General features: G+C 40.0%; 13 protein-coding genes. 5 read left to right on the plus strand and 8 right to left on the minus strand.

All coding sequences use genetic code 11. From position 1 onward, the window contains the following. Positions 1 to 392 precede the first annotated feature (392 nt). From MM214_RS05100 to MM214_RS05120, 5 genes are all read right to left on the minus strand, one after another. Positions 393 to 2810, minus strand: coding sequence for an ABC transporter permease (locus MM214_RS05100; protein WP_241292769.1), 2418 nt, complete (start codon positions 2808 to 2810; stop codon positions 393 to 395). A gap of 391 nt (positions 2811 to 3201) precedes the next feature. Then, entirely contained in the window at positions 3202 to 5571 is a 2370-nt protein-coding gene (locus tag MM214_RS05105) for an ABC transporter permease (RefSeq protein ID WP_241292771.1), read from the minus strand. Between the two features lie 325 nt (positions 5572 to 5896). Then, positions 5897 to 6595 carry an ABC transporter ATP-binding protein gene (locus tag MM214_RS05110; protein ID WP_241292773.1) on the minus strand — a complete coding sequence of 233 codons (699 nt, stop codon included), beginning with the start codon at positions 6593 to 6595 and terminating at the stop codon, positions 5897 to 5899. Positions 6596 to 6670: 75 nt separating this feature from the next. Continuing rightward, positions 6671 to 9025: an ABC transporter permease gene (locus MM214_RS05115; protein WP_241292775.1), complete on the minus strand. Its 2355-nt coding sequence runs from the start codon at positions 9023 to 9025 to the stop codon at positions 6671 to 6673. Between the two features lie 523 nt (positions 9026 to 9548). Continuing rightward, positions 9549 to 10799 (minus strand): efflux RND transporter periplasmic adaptor subunit, encoded by a 1251-nt coding sequence (locus MM214_RS05120; RefSeq protein ID WP_241292777.1) that lies wholly within the window; start codon positions 10797 to 10799, stop codon positions 9549 to 9551. 321 nt (positions 10800 to 11120) lie between these two features. Between MM214_RS05120 and MM214_RS05125 the strand changes: the two genes are divergently transcribed. Together MM214_RS05125 and MM214_RS05130 are read left to right on the plus strand one after the other, a co-directional pair. Further along, positions 11121 to 12509, plus strand: coding sequence for a sigma-54-dependent transcriptional regulator (locus MM214_RS05125; protein ID WP_241292779.1), 1389 nt, complete (start codon positions 11121 to 11123; stop codon positions 12507 to 12509). Continuing rightward, entirely contained in the window at positions 12499 to 13851 is a 1353-nt protein-coding gene (locus MM214_RS05130) for a sensor histidine kinase (protein WP_241292781.1), read from the plus strand. Before MM214_RS05125 ends, MM214_RS05130 begins: the two co-directional genes overlap by 11 nt. A 21-nt stretch (positions 13852 to 13872) precedes the next feature. Here MM214_RS05130 and MM214_RS05135 read toward each other — a convergent pair whose 3' ends face one another. Further along, positions 13873 to 15159 (minus strand): type II toxin-antitoxin system HipA family toxin, encoded by a 1287-nt coding sequence (locus tag MM214_RS05135; protein WP_241292783.1) that lies wholly within the window; start codon positions 15157 to 15159, stop codon positions 13873 to 13875. After that, positions 15153 to 15500 (minus strand): helix-turn-helix domain-containing protein, encoded by a 348-nt coding sequence (locus tag MM214_RS05140; RefSeq protein ID WP_241292785.1) that lies wholly within the window; start codon positions 15498 to 15500, stop codon positions 15153 to 15155. The genes MM214_RS05135 and MM214_RS05140 overlap by 7 nt, the downstream gene beginning before the upstream one ends. Positions 15501 to 15765: 265 nt before the next feature. On the opposite strand from MM214_RS05140, the gene MM214_RS05145 reads away from it, so the two are divergent. The 3 genes from MM214_RS05145 (at position 15766) to MM214_RS05155 (ending at position 17591) form a co-directional block, all read left to right on the plus strand. Continuing rightward, on the plus strand, positions 15766 to 16119 hold the full coding sequence (locus MM214_RS05145; RefSeq protein WP_241292789.1) for a DUF4260 domain-containing protein: 354 nt from the start codon (positions 15766 to 15768) through the stop codon (positions 16117 to 16119). 208 nt (positions 16120 to 16327) lie between these two features. Then, positions 16328 to 16951 (plus strand): chloramphenicol acetyltransferase, encoded by a 624-nt coding sequence (locus MM214_RS05150; protein ID WP_241292791.1) that lies wholly within the window; start codon positions 16328 to 16330, stop codon positions 16949 to 16951. Between the two features lie 121 nt (positions 16952 to 17072). After that, complete coding sequence (locus MM214_RS05155; RefSeq protein WP_241292793.1) at positions 17073 to 17591, plus strand: class I SAM-dependent methyltransferase; 519 nt, start codon at positions 17073 to 17075, stop codon at positions 17589 to 17591. A 66-nt stretch (positions 17592 to 17657) separates the two neighbouring features. On the opposite strand, the gene MM214_RS05160 is transcribed toward MM214_RS05155, so the two are convergent. Continuing rightward, on the minus strand, positions 17658 to 18701 hold the full coding sequence (locus tag MM214_RS05160; protein WP_241292795.1) for a hypothetical protein: 1044 nt from the start codon (positions 18699 to 18701) through the stop codon (positions 17658 to 17660). Between the last annotated feature and the right edge of the window lie 529 nt (positions 18702 to 19230).

Below are 19230 nucleotides of genomic sequence, written 5' to 3' on the forward strand. Positions count from 1 at the left end.
TTCGGTACTTCTTCTTTGACTTTGGAATCGATATTCTATTGAGTTTGAATCGGAGATGGGTGGAAATACAGTTGATATATGGTAGAAATAGATTGAAATAATTTTCTTCACCGATCCCGTATTTCCTTTTAGGAAGTCTTCATTAAAACCAACTTGTATTAATAGCAACCTATTTCACTCAGTATATTTCTACTATATTTCAATCATATTTCCACTATATTTCAATTATCATCCTTTCAAAATATCCAGTATCCAATAATATCTTATCCCGAATTAGTTCGTTCTCGGGACATTCGCTAAGCTCCAGTTTCAACATATTACCATTTTATTTCGCAAAACTTATTTCAATCAACATCCTTCCAAAGGATTCATTAGCATCTACCAATATTAGTTTACTCACTCCTCAAACTCTTCACTGGATTGAGCATCGCAGCTCTGATGGCCTGCGAACTTACTGTCGCCAAGGCCACAATCACTGCAACAAGGCCAGCCAAGACATACACCCACCACCCGATTGCTGTTTTGTAAGCAAATCCATCAAGCCAACTATTCATGGCATACCAAGTGATCGGTATGGCAAGTACAATCGCCACAAAAACGAGTTTGACAAAATCCATTGACAGCAAGGTGACAATACTGGAAACTTCTGCACCCAGTACTTTTCTGATGCCGATTTCCTTGGTTCGGATCTCTGCGGAATAGGTAGCTAATCCAAACAATCCCAAGCTTGCAATCAGGATCGCCAACACGGAGAATACAGTAAATATCTTTCTGAATTTGAAATCGGCCTGGTACTGCTTGTTGAAATCCACATCCAAGAAACTGTACAAAAATGGCCTGTGGGGTGCCAGTCTATTCCAAGTATCCTCGATTTCTGAAATGGTTTTTGTCATGTTGTCCGACTTCACCTTGAGTGTAAGAAAACGGCTTGCAAATGCCTCAAAAGGCAATGTTAGGGGTTCGATATTGCGGTGAAGAGAAATGAAATTAAAATCCTTGACCACGCCGATGACTTCTCCTGCCCTGCCCCATTGGTCAAATTTTTTCCCGATAATGTCTGCGGGGTTGGCATAGCCATATTGTCTGGCGGCGGCTTCGTTGATGACCAAGGCCGAGGTGGAATCCGAAGGAAAATCCCTAGAATAGGACCTTCCCGCCACCAATTTCATATTGAAATGGTCTATAAAGTCAATCCCTACCTGGAAAATAGCCTGACCTTGCATCTGCATCTCACCATCTGAATTTTCAATTTCCGTCCCAGCGTTGGGAAAATAACCTCCGGGAACGCTTCTCGAAAATGCGACAGATTGTATTGCCGGATTGGCCTCCATTTCACTCTTAAAGGCACTGGACCTTCTGTTGACTAGCTCATCATAATTGTAATCAAGCACCAGCATCTGCTCTTTGTCAAAACCCATGTCTTTGTCGAGCAGGTGGTTCATTTGGTTATAGACTATGATGGTACCAGCAATCAGGATGATGGAAAGGCTAAATTGGAAAACCACCAATCCCTTTCTGAGATTGACCCCGCTATTGTTGGCAACAGAAATTCCTTTCAATATCTGCACAGGCCTGAATCCTGACAATACAAACGCTGGATAAGAACCTGCCAGAATCCCGACAACAAACAGCACCACGGTCAATGTCGGGACAGTTTGCCAATTGATAAATTTCATCAGCTCCAATTCCTTGCCTGTGATGCTTTTCATAAGAGGCATGGCCAGGCTGACAAAAAATACAGAGACTATCATTGCCAGAAATACAATGATCATAGATTCGCTTAAAAACTGGTAAACCAAGTGTCTCCTATCCGCTCCGACCGATTTCCTGATCCCAACTTCTTTGGCCCTTTCCATGGACCTGGCTGTGGAAAGGTTCATAAAGTTAATAATTGCGATCACCAGTATAAATATCCCTATAATCGAAAACACATAAATATTGGAAAGACTTCCAGTTTCACCGGGTTGCCTCTCAGCATGGGATCGAAGGTAAAAATCCTTCATTTGTTCGACCCGGATCGTATAGCGTGGATTGTCTTGTCTTGCGGCTAGAAAATCGGGGATTTTTTGTTGAAATGCTGTGAGGTTGAAATTCTCGTTGACGAGGAAGTAAGTATAGAAATCCACATATCCCCAATATTCAAAAACCTCCGGTCTTGATACTCTAAAAGTGCTTAGTGACAGCAGTATATTGAATTTGAAATGGGAGTTGGATGGAATGTCCTCAATCACTGCCGTGACTGTGTAATCTCCTGCATTGGATCTTCCAGGAGAGTCGCTACCTTTCAATGTTTTGCCGATAGGGTCCTCATTTCCAAAATAACGCTTGGCGGTACTCTCGGTCATCACCATGCTGTACGGGGCGGTCAAGGCATTTTTCGCATCACCTTTGATCACCTTCCAACTAAAAACATCAAATGCCGTCGAGTCCATAAAGAATACCCCTTCTTCCTGAAAGGAATTTTCCCCATCCGTCAAAAGGATATCTGAACTACCAGAGAATTGGACGACTTTATCAATTTCAGGAAAATAACTTTGAATAGCTGGGCCAACTGGTGCGTTATTCCAAACCCAAAAAGGATTTGCTCCAGCATTTTCTGGTTGGTCTTCGGAAGGTAGGCTTCCATGAGTAAGTCTGTAGATCCGACCCCCCTTTTCGTGGTAATTATCGTAGGACAACTCATCTTGGATATACATAAAAATCAGGAAGCAACAGGTCATCCCCAGCCCCAAGCCAAAAATATTTATAAAGGAGTAAGCCTTCTTTTTCAGAAGGTTTCTCCAAGCGATTTTCAGATAGTTTCTAAACATAACAGTCTTTTTTTCTTTACCAGTTGTTTTTCTTGTTGAAACAGGGTTGAAATACAGTAGAAATATTGTGGAAATAAATAGAAATAATATTCCATCACCAATCCCCCCTTCCCTCAGGCATTATTGGCAGCCAACTCCAGAATTTCTCCCTTCTCGGGACTTTCGCTAAAGCTCCAAAATCAACCTATTTCACTCAGTATATTTCTACTATATTTCAATTATCATCTTTCCAAAATATCCAGTATCCACCAGTATCCAGTAATATCTAATTCGAAATATTTCCACCTTATTTCGCAAAGCCTATTTCACGCAGTATATTTCAATCTTATTTCACGAATCTTTCTACCAGAAAGCAGTGTATTTATCCACCATATTTCCTTCAAAACACCCATCAATTTGTCTTAAATGAATCCACAGGATTGGTCAATGCCGCTCGGACAGATTGACTGCTGATGGTAAAAGTAGCGATCACCACTGCAATCAAACCAGCCAAACCAAAGACTCCCCAAGAAATGGAAACACTGTAAGCAAAGCTTTCCAACCATGAGTTCATTGCGAACCAAGCAATTGGTACGGCCAGCAAGAACCCGAAAAGTACGAGCTTGAGAAAATCTTTTCCTAATAGCAAAACAATGCTCTTTACACTTGCACCCAAGACCTTTCTTACTCCTATTTCCTTGGTGCGCTGCTCTGCCGCAAAAGCAGAAAGACCAAACAAACCCAACACCGAGATCAAAATAGCTATCCCAGCAAAAATTCCGAAAACGAAGCCAACCTTTTCCTCTGATTCATATTGTTGCTGAAACTTATCCTCTACCGTATAATAACTGAAAGGAAAATCTGGCTTCAAGGCAATCCACTCTTCCTTTAAATAAGCTATCGCTTCCTCTTCATATCCTTTCTTCAACCTAATCGCTACGGAGTTGAAACGTGTATCAGGTATCATGAAGACCATAGGAATAATAGGTTGATGCAAAGATTCAAAATGAAAATCTTTGACCACACCGACAACATAACCTCGTCTTGCATCATAGTGAAGTGATTTGCCTATAGCATCTTCCGCTGACTTCCAACCAATAGCTCTAACGGCAGATTCATTTAACAAAAATGCTTGTGTGCTGTCAGTTGGTAGTTGGAAGTCAAAATCCCTACCAGCCACTATCTCTATTCCAAATGTCTCCATATATCCATGGCTCACATGTATATCAGATAGCCGAATGTCAATGTTGGTCAACCCATCTTTCAGCTCTGCGCTAGTTATACCAGAGTCCAAAAGCCTTCCAGAAGGTACCCTCGACCCTAATGAAATAGACTCTATGCCCTGATGCTGCAAGAACCTTTGACTTAGATTTTCAAAATTTCCGACCAACTCTTCATATGCTGGAAGTACTGCAATCCTATCCTTTTCAAAACCCAAGTCTTTATTTTTCATAAAATCAAGCTGATGAACTACTACCAAAACGGCTACTATCAAAATGATAGAAATAGCAAACTGTCCCACAACCAATGCAGCGCGGAGTTTCTCATGTATGGTACCGATCTTAAAGGTGCCTTTCAGAACCTTGACAGGTTGAAAACTAGAAAGGAAAAGTGAGGGATAACTCCCTGCAATCATACCCACTACTAATACAAAACCCAATAATCCAAAAAGGTAAATTGGCTGTTCAAATAGATTAAAACTTAAATCCTTCCCTGTAAAGTTCTCAAAAAATGGCAACACCAATGAAGTCATTACTAGTGCTAAAACCAATGAAATCAAGGACATCAAAATAGATTCACTCATAAATTGACCGATGATGAATCGTTTTTCGGCTCCAAGTGCTTTTCTCAAACCTACTTCCAAGGCTCGCTTTGAAGAGCGTGCTGTAGCCAAGTTCATAAAGTTCACACAAGCAATCAATAAAATAAAAAATGCAATAGCTGTATAGATATAAACATGCTCAATATTGCTGTTTGGCTCCAGCTCAGAATCCAGATTGGAATGCAGATGAATGTCAGTAATCGGCCATAAGTGCAAGGAAGTCCATGTAGATGCCAAAGCTCCTCCTTCACCTACCTGAATGTGTCTATTGAGAAAATCTGGTATTTGGGCTTCAATATTTTTAATATTCGACCCTTCTTTGAGCAAAATATAAGTACCAAATTGATTGGCCCCATAGTTTTTCATCATTTCATCATAACCTCCAAAGTACCCCGTTACCATTTCCATGGAAACTAAAAAATCAGCCCTGAAATGAGAGTTATCTGGAATATCTTTCATCACCGCCCTTACTTGCAAATTTACTTGATGCTGATTTATCATCAATTCTAAGCTTTTCCCTACCGGGTCTGCATCCCCAAAATATTTTCTTGACATGCTTTCAGAAATCACCATTCCATCGGGAAAATTGAGGGCTTCTTCACCATTTCCATCCACTAGCTCCCAAGAAAACACACTAAAAACCTCTGGATCGGAAAAGTAAACCTTCTCTTCTTCAAAAATCTTATCTCCAGATTTTAGAATTACATTAGTATTTAAAACACGAACAGCTTCATCCAAGTCCTCACTAAAGTCAGACTTCATTAATGGTCCAAAAGGAGGTGCTGTATGTGCAAGGTAAAGGTTTACCTCTCCATTTTGATTGAAAAAAGACCTCGACACCCTGTATATCCTATCAGATTTCTCATGATACTTATCATAACTCAATTCGTGCTGCACAAATAGAAAAATCAAAATACTAGAAGCCATCCCAACAGATAGTCCCAAGATATTGATGAACATATATGCAGGTTGCTTTTTCAGGTTTCTGAGAAATATTTTCAAATAGTTAATTAACATCCTTCTAGTATTCTATTTTGGTTATTTATCTGGTCTCTTATTTACACACCATTAATATTTCGCCGCTAGGCATATATCAACATATATCGAGCAAGCACATATCATTATCTATCCCTTATAATCTCTCGGTCATGACATTGATTTCTTGGCTCTTTGCTCTTGATTCTTGGTTCTTGGTTCTTGGTTCTAATCTCTCGTCTCTAATTTCTCGCTTCTCGCTTCTAAAATCTTGCTTCTCCTCATCCACTTCTCCTTGCAGCAGGTAAGTCTACACTCGAAACTGCTCCCTAATATTCTCTGTCACCACTTTGCCATCAAATAAATTGATGATTCTATGGGCATAGTTGGCATCGTGCGGGGAGTGAGTTACCATCACGATGGTGGTTCCTTCATTATTCAGTTCCTCCAACAATCGCATCACTTCTTCACCATTGGCAGAGTCTAGGTTACCTGTGGGTTCATCGGCAAGGATAACCGCTGGTTTGGCTACGATGGCTCTGGCGATAGCTACTCTTTGCTGCTGACCACCAGAAAGCTGCTGCGGAAAGTGGTCTTTTCGGTGCATGATGTTCATTCTGGTGAGTACCTCCACAACTTTCTTTTTCCGCTCATCCGCAGGAAGCTTCAAGTACAATAGTGGCAGCTCGACGTTTTCATAGCATGTCAATTCATCGATCAGGTTGAAGCTTTGGAAGACAAATCCTATATTTCCCTTTCTAAGTTGTGATCGTTGCCTTTCAGAATACTTTGCTACCTCTTCATTCAGAAAGTGGTATTGTCCATCATCTGGATTATCAAGCAAGCCAATGATATTGAGCAAAGTGGATTTCCCACAGCCCGAAGGTCCCATGATGGCTACAAATTCTCCTTTTTTGATTTCAATATTGATATCGTCCAAGGCTGTAGTTTCGACTTCTTCGGTCGTATAGAGTTTTTTGAGATGAGTTGTTTTGATGATATTTTCCATGTGAGAAGATTTTAGTCCTGATGATTTGTGATAGATTTTAGTTTTGAGATTTAGGGATTAGATTTTGAATTGGATTTAATCGCCTTTGAGAGCTTTGATTGGATTGGACCAAGCGGCTTTTAAGGCTTGGGAACTGACGGTGAGCAGTGCAATCAGCAAGGTAATTAATGCAACTAACCCAAATATTCCGACACCTAATTCTATCCTGTAATTGAAGTTTTCTAGCCAGATATTCATAACATACCAAGCTATGGGAATTCCGATCAACAGTGATATAGCTACTAACTTGATGAAATCAGAGGTCAAAAGGACGACAAGATTAGCAGAAGACGCTCCCAGGACTTTGCGTACGCTGATCTCTTTCAAGCGCTGCTCTGCCATAAATGCCGCAAGTCCAAATAGTCCCATACAAGATATAAATATGGCTAATCCTGAAAACCATAGGGTAAGGGCAGATACCCTTTGTTCACTTTGAAACTTATTAGCATAATCTTGATCTACAAAGGTGTAGTCAAAAGGAAAATCTGCACTATACTTATCAAATATCTGCTCCACCTTTGCTAAATTTTCAGCTACAGAATTACTCGGGCTTAGTTTGAGATGGAATACATTGAACCACGCTTTTGGACCAAAAATCACCAAAGGCTTTACTTGGTGAAAAGGTGAGTTCACCACAAAATCTTCCACAATGCCCACTACTTTCCACTCTTTATTATTATCTTTTATAAGTTGACCCAGTGGGTTCTCAAAATCCATCAACTTGAGTGCAGCTTCATTCAATAACACGGCATTGGAATCTGTAGCATACTGATAGATATCTATATCTCTCCCTTCAATGATATTCAATCCCAAAGTCTTAGAAAGGTCTGCATCTGTACTGTACCTGTCGATGGTGATAGTCACATCTGGATCTTTACCTTCCCAAGACATGCCCCAAGTATTGCTCCAGGTCTCTGAGATAGGTGACATGGTGCGAGTAAGGGAAGTGGCAGCCCCAGAGGACAATACTTCTGCTCTAAAAGACTCATATTTATCTCGAAGCTGATCAGACATCATCAGATAGATCAATTGATCTCTGTCATAGCCTGCATTTCTACTTTGCGCAAAGTCAATCTGAGATTTGACGACCAAAGTAGCTGCTATAAGAATGGCCGCAAATGTAAACTGAGTCACCACCAATACCTTTCTAAGTGAAAAAGCAGATTTTGGTGAACTCGTCTTTCCCTTGAGAATTTTTGCAGGTAGCAAAGAAGACAGAAATAAAGCTGGATATGAACCCGCAATGATCCCTATGAGAAAAACAAATGGGATATAAATTATCCAGAATATAGACCCTCCGAAAGGCAAGTTAATGGATGTCCCCATCAAATTATTGAAATGAGGGATCAGTAGACTTACAATCAAAAGAGCTAAGAACGAAGCAATCACGGTGGTGACCATGGATTCTCCAATAAACTGAAGAATCAACCTCCCTCTACCAGCTCCAGAAATCTTTCTTATACCGATTTCTTTAGCGCGTTTTTCACTTCTCGCTGTGCTAAGGTTCATAAAATTGATACAAGCTATCAAAATGATCAAAATCGCAATGCAGAAAAAGAGTTTGATCATTTTGATCTTCCCTTCTGCCAGTACACCATTTTCATAGCGATCATACAAATGTGCGATAGTCAACGGATGTAAGATTAGATCAACTGGTTCTTTAGAGTATTTCTTTGTTACTCCTTTAATATTTGCCGCAGCAGTTTCCAACGAGACTTCCGGGTGCAGCTCAATATAGGTGATCACACTGTTATTACCCCAGAATTCATCTTCAAAACCTAACTGCTTATAGAGTGCCCATGGAATGGCTGCATCAAACTGAAATTTCGTGTTGGAAGGAAAATCTGCCAAAACTCCTGTGACAATCAAGGAGGTCTGGTTTTCTAAAACTACTTCTTTACCAATGGGATTTTCGTCACCAAAAAGTCGCTTCACAGCACTTTCAGTGAGTACCAAGGACTCTGGCTTGGCAAAGACTTGATCCTTTTCCCCCATAATCAAAGGAAAATCAAACATAGTGAAAAAGCCAGGATCTATGACTACAGTTTGTTGATTGATCCCTTTCACTTGGTACTTCAACAACATATCATATGGCGTCTGATAACGTGTAAATGCCGCAACTTCCGCTTGATCAGCCCCCAATACAGGGCCTAAAGGCTTTGGTGTCCACCCCCATGAAGAAATCTCCCCATTGAAATCCGCTTGGTTCCATACTTCGAAGAGCTGATCCTTTTTCTCATGAAACTGATCAAAACTTCGCTCATACTGGATCCAAAGCAAAATCAACACAGCCCCACCTATTCCAAAGGTGAGCCCAATGATGTTAATAAAAGAGAATTCCTTGTTTCTCCAGAGATTCCTCCAAGCAATCTTTACATAGTTTGTAAACATAAAAATTCGTTTTGGTTGAGTTGGCTACTAGTTTTATATACTTTTATTTATTGGCCTCAAAGGCGCTAATTGAGAGACATAAGATTTGAGACCCAAGACGAGAGATCTGACACATTTATCCACTCTCCTCCCTAACTACCATGTCGTGTCTATCTTAGCCCGAGGCTAAGATGTCGGTCGTCCTTACAGGACTTATCAATATGATAGTTTCTTTAACATATCAGCTTCTTGTTTCTTAATTTCTTCTCACTTGTCTCTTGTTTCTTGTTTCTTGTTTCTTGTTTCTAAACTCTTGCTATCCCCCGGGTTAAAAACCCGAGGCTAAGATGTCGGTCGTCCTTACAGGACTCATCAATATGATAGTTTCTTTAACATATCAGCTTCTTGTTTCTTAATTTCTTCTCGCTTCTGTTGGTTCTTGTTTCTTGTTTCTTGATTCTTGTTTCTTGTTTCTTGTTTCTAATCTCTCGTCTCTAATTTCTCGCTTCTCGCTTCTCAAATCTCGCTTCTCAAATCTCGCTTCTCACTTCAAGTTCAACACTTCATTCTTTCCAAATCCTTCATAGCCACTTACAATCACCTTTTCGCCAGGCATTAGGCCTTCTATGACTTCGTAGAATTCTGGATTTTTCCGTCCCAGTCTTATGTTCCGCTTTTCTGCTTTTCCTGTAGATTGATTTACGACAAAGACCCAGTTGCCTCCAGTATCTTTATAGAATCCGCCGGAAGACAGCAGCACAGCTTGTTCGCTTTCTCCTAGTTCCAGCCTGATACGGACGGTCTGACCCCTACGGATTCCAGTAGGAATCTCACCAGTGAAGTTCATATCCACTTCAAATCTTCCTCCTGTGACATTAGGGTAGATTTTTGCAATTTCTAGCTCATGACTTTCTCCAGAAAAAGTAAATGTTCCCTTCAAGCCAGTATAAACTCTTGATAAATAAAGTTCATCAATAGGAACCCTCACTTTAAACTTGTCCAAGATATCGATTTGTCCAAACCTCTGACCAGGGCTTATGGCTTGCCCAACTTCAATCTGCTCTGTAGACAATTGACCACTGATAGGCGCTTGCAGTGCCAAGTTGTCCAATATATGTCCTACACCGTCCAAAGATTGGTTCATGCGTCGCTCAGAATCTTGTAACTGCCTCTTTTGAGTCACCCTTGAGATGGAGTCATTTCTGTAAGCCTCATAAGTGAGTTTTCTCCTTTTGACATTATACTCATATTGCTCCCTCACTTCTTCAAATTCTCTTTCAGAGACAAGTTTTTTACCATGCAGCTCCTTGAAGCGTTCATATTGTGGTTTTAGTAGGCTAATCTGATAGTCGATTTCAGCTAATTGTCCTTGTTGGCTGAGGTCATTTTGATCCAGCTGTAGGCGGACTTGTCTTAGGTTGTTGATTTGAAAATACAAGCCTGACTCTCTTTCCATCACTTCAAGCTGAAGCTTGGAGTTAGATAGCAAAAGAATGGTATCGCCCTTATTGACGAAAGATCCTGACTCACGAATGATTTGCTGTATACTTCCTCCTTCGAGCGCATCCAAAAAGAAGACTTCTCCAGGCTCTATGTTGCCACTGACAGGAATATAATCTGTAAACTCTCCTTCTTTTACCGTGGCTATCGTCACGCGCTCCATGGACACATTCATATTTGCTCTGAGGTCAGCGAAAAAAAATTGGTAGGCGATAAATCCTAAGATCAAAATCCCCAGGGTCATAAAACCTATACGCTTTGGTGTCCACAGTTTCTTTTCTAATTTTCTGTCCATGATGTATCAAATCTTCTTTTTTGCTTTTTGATGATTTGCCAATTATATGCCACCAGAAAAAGTTGCTTTACAGTTCAAATTCGCAATATCTGAATATTGCTGCAGGTACATTTCGAACATTATCGTCCGTCAGCGACCAAAATCCTCAAAATCGAACGCCAATCCAAAAGATTACATCAATGTATTTTTTTGAGATAATACCGTTTTTTCAAGCCTGAAACAGTATTTTAAGAGAAGATTCTTTTCTTAATTCTTCGGTACAGCTTTTGGACACTTGCCTGATACTGATTTATATTTAGCATAATTCTATTACCACCTACTATGAAAGATCAAAAGCTGGGAAAAATTCTCATCATCGATGACAACGAAGACCTACTGAAGGCCGCGAAAATTTTTTTGAAGCGACATTTTGAGCAAGTAGACACAGAGTCGAATCCGGGTTTGATACCCATCCTGATGGTCAATGAACAATATGATGTCATTCTACTTGACATGAACTTCACCAAGGATGTCAGTAGTGGCCAAGAGGGATTTTACTGGCTAGACAGAATCCTGACCATTGATTCCTCGGCTGTAGTCGTTTTGATCACTGCGTATGGGGATGTGACCACAGCAGTGAAAGCAATCAAAGAAGGTGCTACAGATTTTGTTCTGAAGCCATGGGAAAATGAAAAGCTACTGGCAACACTTCATGCTGCATTGAAATTGAGGAAATCCAAGATTGAAGTCATTCAGCTTAAGGATCAACAGCAGCAGCTCCTCCAAGACATGGATAGGAAATTCAAAGATATCATAGGCCAAAGCACGGCCATGCAAAAAGTATTCGAAACCATCGACAGGGTGGCTGCAACAGATGCTAATGTGTTGATTTTGGGAGAAAATGGAACTGGAAAAGAGCTGGTAGCAAGGGCAATTCACAGGAACTCCAAGCGTCACCGAGAGGCATTCGTTGGAGTGGATTTGGGCTCGATTACAACTTCTCTTTTCGAAAGTGAGCTGTTTGGACACAAAAAGGGAGCATTTACAGATGCCAAAGAAGATCGTGCGGGCAGATTTGAACAAGCCAACAAAGGAACTTTATTTCTGGACGAAATCGGAAATATTCCCTTGGCACTACAAGCCAAACTTCTTGCAACGCTACAGAACAGAGAAGTCACTCGTGTAGGCACAAACAAGCCCGTTCCTGTCAATATTCGCTTGGTCTCAGCCACCAATATGGCTCTACATAATATGGTATATGAAAATAGCTTTAGACAGGATTTGCTCTATAGACTCAACACGATAGAAATCACCTTACCTCCACTGCGAGAAAGGCAAGACGATATCCCTTTGCTAGCCAACCACTTCATAGAAATCTACAGTAAAAAATACAACAAAGACATCCGAAAAGCTGGAGAAGCATTGATCAAAAGGATGCAAAAGTACCATTGGCCTGGCAACATCCGCGAGCTACAGCACAGCATAGAGCGGGCTGTAATCATGAGCAAACACAGTGTGCTTCAACCTGAGGATTTGTTTACCCAAAACCATATCCTACCAGAAAAACAAGATGAAATGGTATCTCTTGAGCACCTTAATATCGAAGATGTGGAAAAAATCCTGATCCGAAAAGCACTTCAAAAACACAATGGACACATTACCCGTGCGGCAGAAGAGCTTGGACTCACCAGATCATCATTATATAGAAGACTAGAGCGTTATGGCCTTTAAATCATTCTCTTTTGGGATAATTACTCGAGTCATACTGATCGCCTTGATAGCTGTATTGGGTAGTTTTGCATGGATTGCGGAAGACGCCTTTATTCAAGTAGTCCTTTGCTCTATAGTTTTACTGATACTCACCTTGAATCTTATACACTATGTATCGAAGACAAACAGAAAAATCAGCTTGTTTCTAGAATCTATTCGCTATTCAGATTTTTCCAGCTCATTCTCTAAAGATAGTGCCCTTGGACGATCTTTTGCAGAACTCAACAGATCCTTCAATGATGTCATAGAAGCATTCAAAAGAACTCGAGCAGACAAGGAACAACAAATGATTTTTCTTCAAATCATGATCCAACACATCAATACTGGGATCATCTCATTTGACAGCAAAGGACGCATAGGGGTGATCAACGGATCAGCCAAGCAGCTCCTTCAAATCCCACAGTTCAAAGATATCCATGATTTGGGAAAGCTTTCCAAAGAACTTCTTCGAACTGTACTCTCCTTACACCCCGGGAGCTCTTTTACCATGAAGGTAAGGCCTGACATTCATTTGAATGTGCAGTCCGCCGCATTTGTCATGGATGGAAATAACTGGACCTTACTTTCTTTCCAAAACATCAAAGAGGAATTGCAGAAAAATGAATTGGAAGCTTGGCAGAATCTAACAAAAGTCTTGAGGCATGAGATTATGAATTCGATGACTCCCATAGCAAGCCTGGCGAGTTCGCTAGGTGACATACTAGAAGAAGACTTGATAGAGAAAAAACCTGGAGAACTACACCTTAACAGAGAGAGCTATTTGGATCTATCAGAGGGGCTGGAAACGATTTCAAAGCGAAGCTTGGGATTGGTTGATTTTGTAAATGCTTATCGAGACTACACGAATACACCTACACCAGTATTTTCAAAATTTCCGATAAAACAGCTGATAGAAGACGTGGGGATATTGTTTCGTGAAGAACTAAAGAAATCAGACATCATACTCAAAATCGATGTGTCGCCAGAAGGTTTCTATCTGAATGCAGATCGAGAGCTGATCCAAATGATTCTGATCAATTTAATAAAGAATGCTATGGAAGCACTTTCCAACTCAAGTAAAAAAATCATAGAAATCAAAGCTGGTCTAGAGAGTGGAACGAGACCTTACATACAGGTGATTGACTCTGGTGAAGGGATAGTTCCCGAAGCATTAGAAAGAATTTTTGTCCCATTTTTCACTACCAAAAAAACAGGCTCAGGAATAGGCCTAGCCATCTCTCGACAAATCATGCACCTCCACAAAGGTAGACTTGAAGTGATCTCACATCCTGACAATTTCACGATGTTTACTTTGAGTTTTTAACTATGGAGGCCTAATATATCATCACAAATTCTTGATAAGGGTTGCGTCTATTGCTTCTATAAGCTTTGGATTCACCTCATACTTGACTGCAAAGTCTGCCCATTTCAAAACACTCTCCTGTACTTCTTGGATAACTCCAAGCGGATTTCTAATAGAGTTTTGCTTAGCAATTGCCAAAAAATCAGCTCTCTCAAATCCCCTTCTTTTGCCATTGATACTCAAGCAATGCTGACTGACCCATACACTATCAGGCCTATATGCATGGCAGATATCATAAGCCGGTGAAAGACTCCATTTACCTTCCTGATCCATTAAAAATGCAAAATTTTTGGTGTGATCATCACAGTTGCGAGCCAGCACATTGAACACCATCCTGCGGAATAGCTGCTCTGCTTCCGCATACGTCAGGCGGAGTTGTCGCATCGTTTGAAACAACTGCTCATAGCTGTAACTAGCCACATTGTTGAAATCATAATGCTGCAAAGCACAAAAAGTTTGCATATGAAGCTTTTCTGTACCATTCACTCGATCAAAACGCTTGGTCATGAAATGTGCCCTGCCCTCTTCCTCTATCAATCTACTTTCAGCCATTTCTATCCCCGCATCGATTGCCATGGCATAATAAGCCATCTCTACTCGCCCATAGCCAAAAGTCTCCCCAAACTGCGTGTCATTGACCCCATCAAATTTGATCAACCAGTGCGCAAACCCTGAATCCTGCAAAATTTGACCCGAGCGAATCATACCGGTACCTTCATTGTAAGCAATGATAGCTTTTGGCCTAGCTCCACCTGCTGAAGTCCCCATTTTCAAAACATTCAGCATGACATCTTGCATGGCTTTGTCGGTTTGGGTTTCGAACTGTGTCTTGCTTTCAAGTAACTTTTTCGTAGTCTCTATCAAACTGGATAATTCCAATGATTCTCCTTGCCCAGTGGCAGGAAGTATGGTAGGCTCAAACTCCAATGCGCCCATTCCCCTATTACCGATGAAGCATAGTAGTTCCACAGGGTTCAGGGAATTTTCAGGCCGTCCATTGCGTGCAAGCCAGCCATTGATCAACTCATTCCCATATCGATCAGGTAAAGAATCAGCCAGCAAGCCAGGCAAACCTTTAAATGTGTCGCTTTTTCTCAACTCTGGAAAGCCATAAATACCGTCGCTAAGTGGCATTCGAACCGGTGAGATTTCCAGTTTTCCAGAAGAAAACCTACGCTCATATTCGAAAAAAGCTAACCCTTGATTTTCATCCCAGACCACAGCTCCTATTCGCTTATCCCAGAGCTTTACATAAGCTGTATTTACCATCCCAAATCATCTTTAGGTGGAGATTTTTTGCTCTTGGAAGCTCTCTTTTTCCACTTTGCCTCGTCTTCCTTGGCCAACTGCATGGGACTGATAGGTCTGATCTCTTGAAATTGATCAAAAACATACAAGGCATCCAAAACACGCAGCACTTTCAATAAATTGGTCAAGGCAATATTCTCTCCCCTCTCCAAAAGACTGAGTGTGGAACGGCTGATAGCAGCCTTCTCTGCCACTTCATCTTGAGTAAGATGCTGTGCTATCCTACGAGATTTGATGAAGCTTCCTATTTTCTTTAGGATTGCACCATCACTGAGATACGATATGTATGAAAAATCATCCATATATAGCTAATTTAACTAACAACGACTTATTTTTCATACAATGTATGAATATTATTCGTGAAATAAAAATTTGAATGAAAAATCATTCATTATGTGGATTATTTTGATTTATTGATTAATATTTCATACATAAAATATACTTTAATACACTGCTCCCTATTTCCATACAAAAACACTTAAAAAAGTTTTTTTGACTTTTTTCTACAAACATTAAATTACATTACCCGAACTTTATAGCACGAACATCAAAAAAATGACACAGCACATGATCAAGCTAATAAAACTAGAGGAAATAGCTCAGTTGATCCTTTCCATTATCATATTCAACCAATTAGATTTTGCTTGGTGGGTGTTTTTGGCCTTTATACTCCTCCCAGACCTATCCATGCTAGGATATTTATTCAACACAAAGATAGGAGCAATCACCTATAATATTTTTCATCATAAGCTATTAGGCATAATGCTATTTGGGTTAGGAATCTGGATGGATCATTCGTATGTGATGCTTGCGGGTGTTATTTTGTTTGGTCACGCAGCTATGGATAGGATATTTGGCTATGGCCTGAAGTATGCTGATGATTTCAAGCATACACACTTAGGATGGATTGGGAAGAAGTGATCCCTACAAGAGAACAGTCCCAATCATTAAACCCTAGGCCTAATGCATTTTCACATAAATCATCCATGTTTTGAAGGTATAAAGTAGCGATTTGATTACTTTTGAATATCTCTTTCGAAATCATCAATCAGGTTGAGACAATAAGCGTATTTGACAATAGACTTCACCTTTTGCCGATAGGCTTATATCTGATTGCTAAAACTTAAATATGAAACATCTAATAAAACTAGAGGATTGGGATAGGAAAGAACATTTCGCTTTTTTCTCGGAGTTTGAAGAGCCGTTTTATGGCATAAATGTAAAAATAGACTGCACACATGCATATGCAATGGCGAAGGAAAAAGGACAATCTTTTTTTCTTTACTACCTCTACAGAACCCTCAAGGCAGTCAATAAAATAGAGAATTTTAAATACCGAATCATCGAACAAGAGGTCTATTTATTTGATCGAATCGACGTCTCATGTACCATCATGCGTGAGGATGGCTTGTTCGCCTATGCACATATGGATTACTATGAAGATGAGGAGGAGTTCATTCGTCATTCGAATATAGAAATAGCAAAAGTTCAGCAAGCCACTACCTTAATGCCTTCAGAATATGCTGTAAATGAAATTCACTTTTCAGCCATTCCTTGGATAGACTTTTCGTCGATTTCACATGCAAGGAAGTTTAGCCGACCGGATAGCTCTCCCAAGATTTCTTTTGGCAAAGTAGTTACAGCAGATGAGAAAAAATGGGTATCCGTGTCTATTCATGTGCATCATGGCTTCGTAGACGGTTACCACCTCGGGCTATTTGTCGATAAACTTCAAGAATTGATGAATGCTTAGTAGCGATACATCAAAGCTACAAGAGGACTGCAAGTTGTGCTCGCAGCCCATCCAAGTTTCCAATTTGCTCTATTCACAATGTGAGGTTTGTGACCTGATTTATAGAAATCCTGCAAACTTCATGGATGCTAAAAAGGAGAAAGCCCATTATGAGCATCACCACAATGGGCCAGAGCACCCTGGCTACTTGCAATATTTGAGCAAAATAATCGAACCTGTCACTGCTTTCCTTTTCCCTCAATCCACCGCTTTGGATTATGGTTGTGGTCCTGGGCCAGCGCTTGATTTTTTACTCAAAGACTACGGTGTGACTTGCGACAATTACGATCCATTTTTCTTCAAAGATGGAATTGCTAGGAAGAGTTACGATTTTATTTTTGCCACAGAATGTTTCGAACATTTTCATCATCCTGAGAAGGAGGTAAGGAAGATGCTCGATTTGCTGAAAATAGGAGGTCTACTTTGCATCATGACGGTATTTCACCAAGGAATCGACACTATGGAAAAGTGGTACTATGCCAAAGATCTTACTCATGTGGCATTCTACTCACACCAAACTATGAAGTGGATATCCCATCATTACCATATAGATATTCTCTATCAAGACCAGAAATCCATATGTGTGTTTCAGAAAAATTAATCCAAAAAAGAAGGTTGCAAGTACGTTGCAACCTTCTTTTTTCGGTTTTTGAATCAGCGATAAGCTTTAAATCTGCTTATTCAGAAAAGAAACGAGCTTGAAAATCTCCTGATCTAAAGCTTTATTTGCCATTTCAAAGCGCTCTGGTGAATTCACAGACTCTCTCACGGAAATATAATACGTCAATTTATCTGCACTTGGAACTAGAGTGATACTTACCCCCTCTACAGTTTCGATTTTGAGGATATTTGTTCCTTTGATCGGGTGATCATAGACCTTGTCCGTCAGTATGTTTTTCTTCACCCCTTTGTTGAAATCTGTCACTGCACTTACAGAGAATATTTCTTCCAAAAACTTCGGGCTTCTTTTGACTTCAGAGAGGAATTTATTGAGTTGCTTTTTATGAATCTCCAAGCTAAGGTCTAATCCGACAGCTTTTTCCTTGTAGAAACCATTGTAGAAATACACTTCCATCAGTGCATCATAGGTGTTCTTTTCTACAGCTCCTTGTCTAGCTTCCAATTCAGCTATCTGAACGACGATCTCTTCGAAGCTCAATGCCGAATGCATGACTTGTTGGTCAATATTGAAGCCTGCAAGCGGTTTGCCCGCTACAGTAGCTTGAGCTACTTCGAAAGCTGACTTCAAATCACCAGATTCGATAACTTGGTCAATTGTCTCTACACGGCCTTTGCGTGCTACTACATCCAATAGATCAGACATCAAGATTGATTTCACCAAGTGAAGTCCTTCATATGAACCCGACTTGATCCACTCTTGTAGCAATACTGCAGAGACTTGATGGGCATTGAGTACCATAAATGCGCCTTCTACCCCTTTTTTGACAACTAATGCTATTCTATCAGCTTCTGGGTCTACTGCTATGACTAAGTTGTATCCTTCAGAAGTAGCTTGCTCAATAGCTGGCTTGAGCATGACAAAGTTGAACACATTTCCTGCCTTGGCCTTATCAAGGATATGTTCGCCAACTTGATCTGCAACTTTTCTCAGCCTTTTCACCAAGGATGATTGCTTTTCAAAAGCTACTAATAATACTTTGTTTTTGAAGGTAATAGACTGATCTGATTGATTTTCTGACTCTAAACTCATATAATTTTTAGTACTAATTTTTCATTATTTAGACTGGCACGATTGTAAATACAAAAACTGAATGATACAATCCAGCAGGTAAGGCAAAGCTGTGGGCGAGTAATTTCATCTTGTAAAAATCAGCTTTTTCGTTGTATTAATTATGAACCAAGATGTTACAAATTTACACATTCTCCTGTCCAGTCAAAAGAACATTAGCATATTTCCGAAACTTTACTAAAAATTTGATTTTCAATCTTGGTTAAATCACTTATTATCACAAAAATAAACCAGTAATACGTTTTTATCAACATTGAATAAAATGAAATCTTTTATGCGTTTACGCACTTTTCCAGTAAGTATAGAAAGTATCGATCTCACATAGCTTGGATATTAATGGATATTAGATATTCATGAATAACCTATTCCGATTTTTCGGAATTGACTAATAGCAACCGATTTCGCCAATGAGTAGATATCACTGGCAATGAATTGAATAATCAAAAATACATTTCCGGCTAAAACAAAAAAACGTATATGCTCATCAAAT

This window comes from Belliella kenyensis, from assembly GCF_022549675.1.
In the GTDB taxonomy this organism is placed as follows: Bacteria; Bacteroidota; Bacteroidia; order Cytophagales; family Cyclobacteriaceae; genus Belliella; species Belliella kenyensis.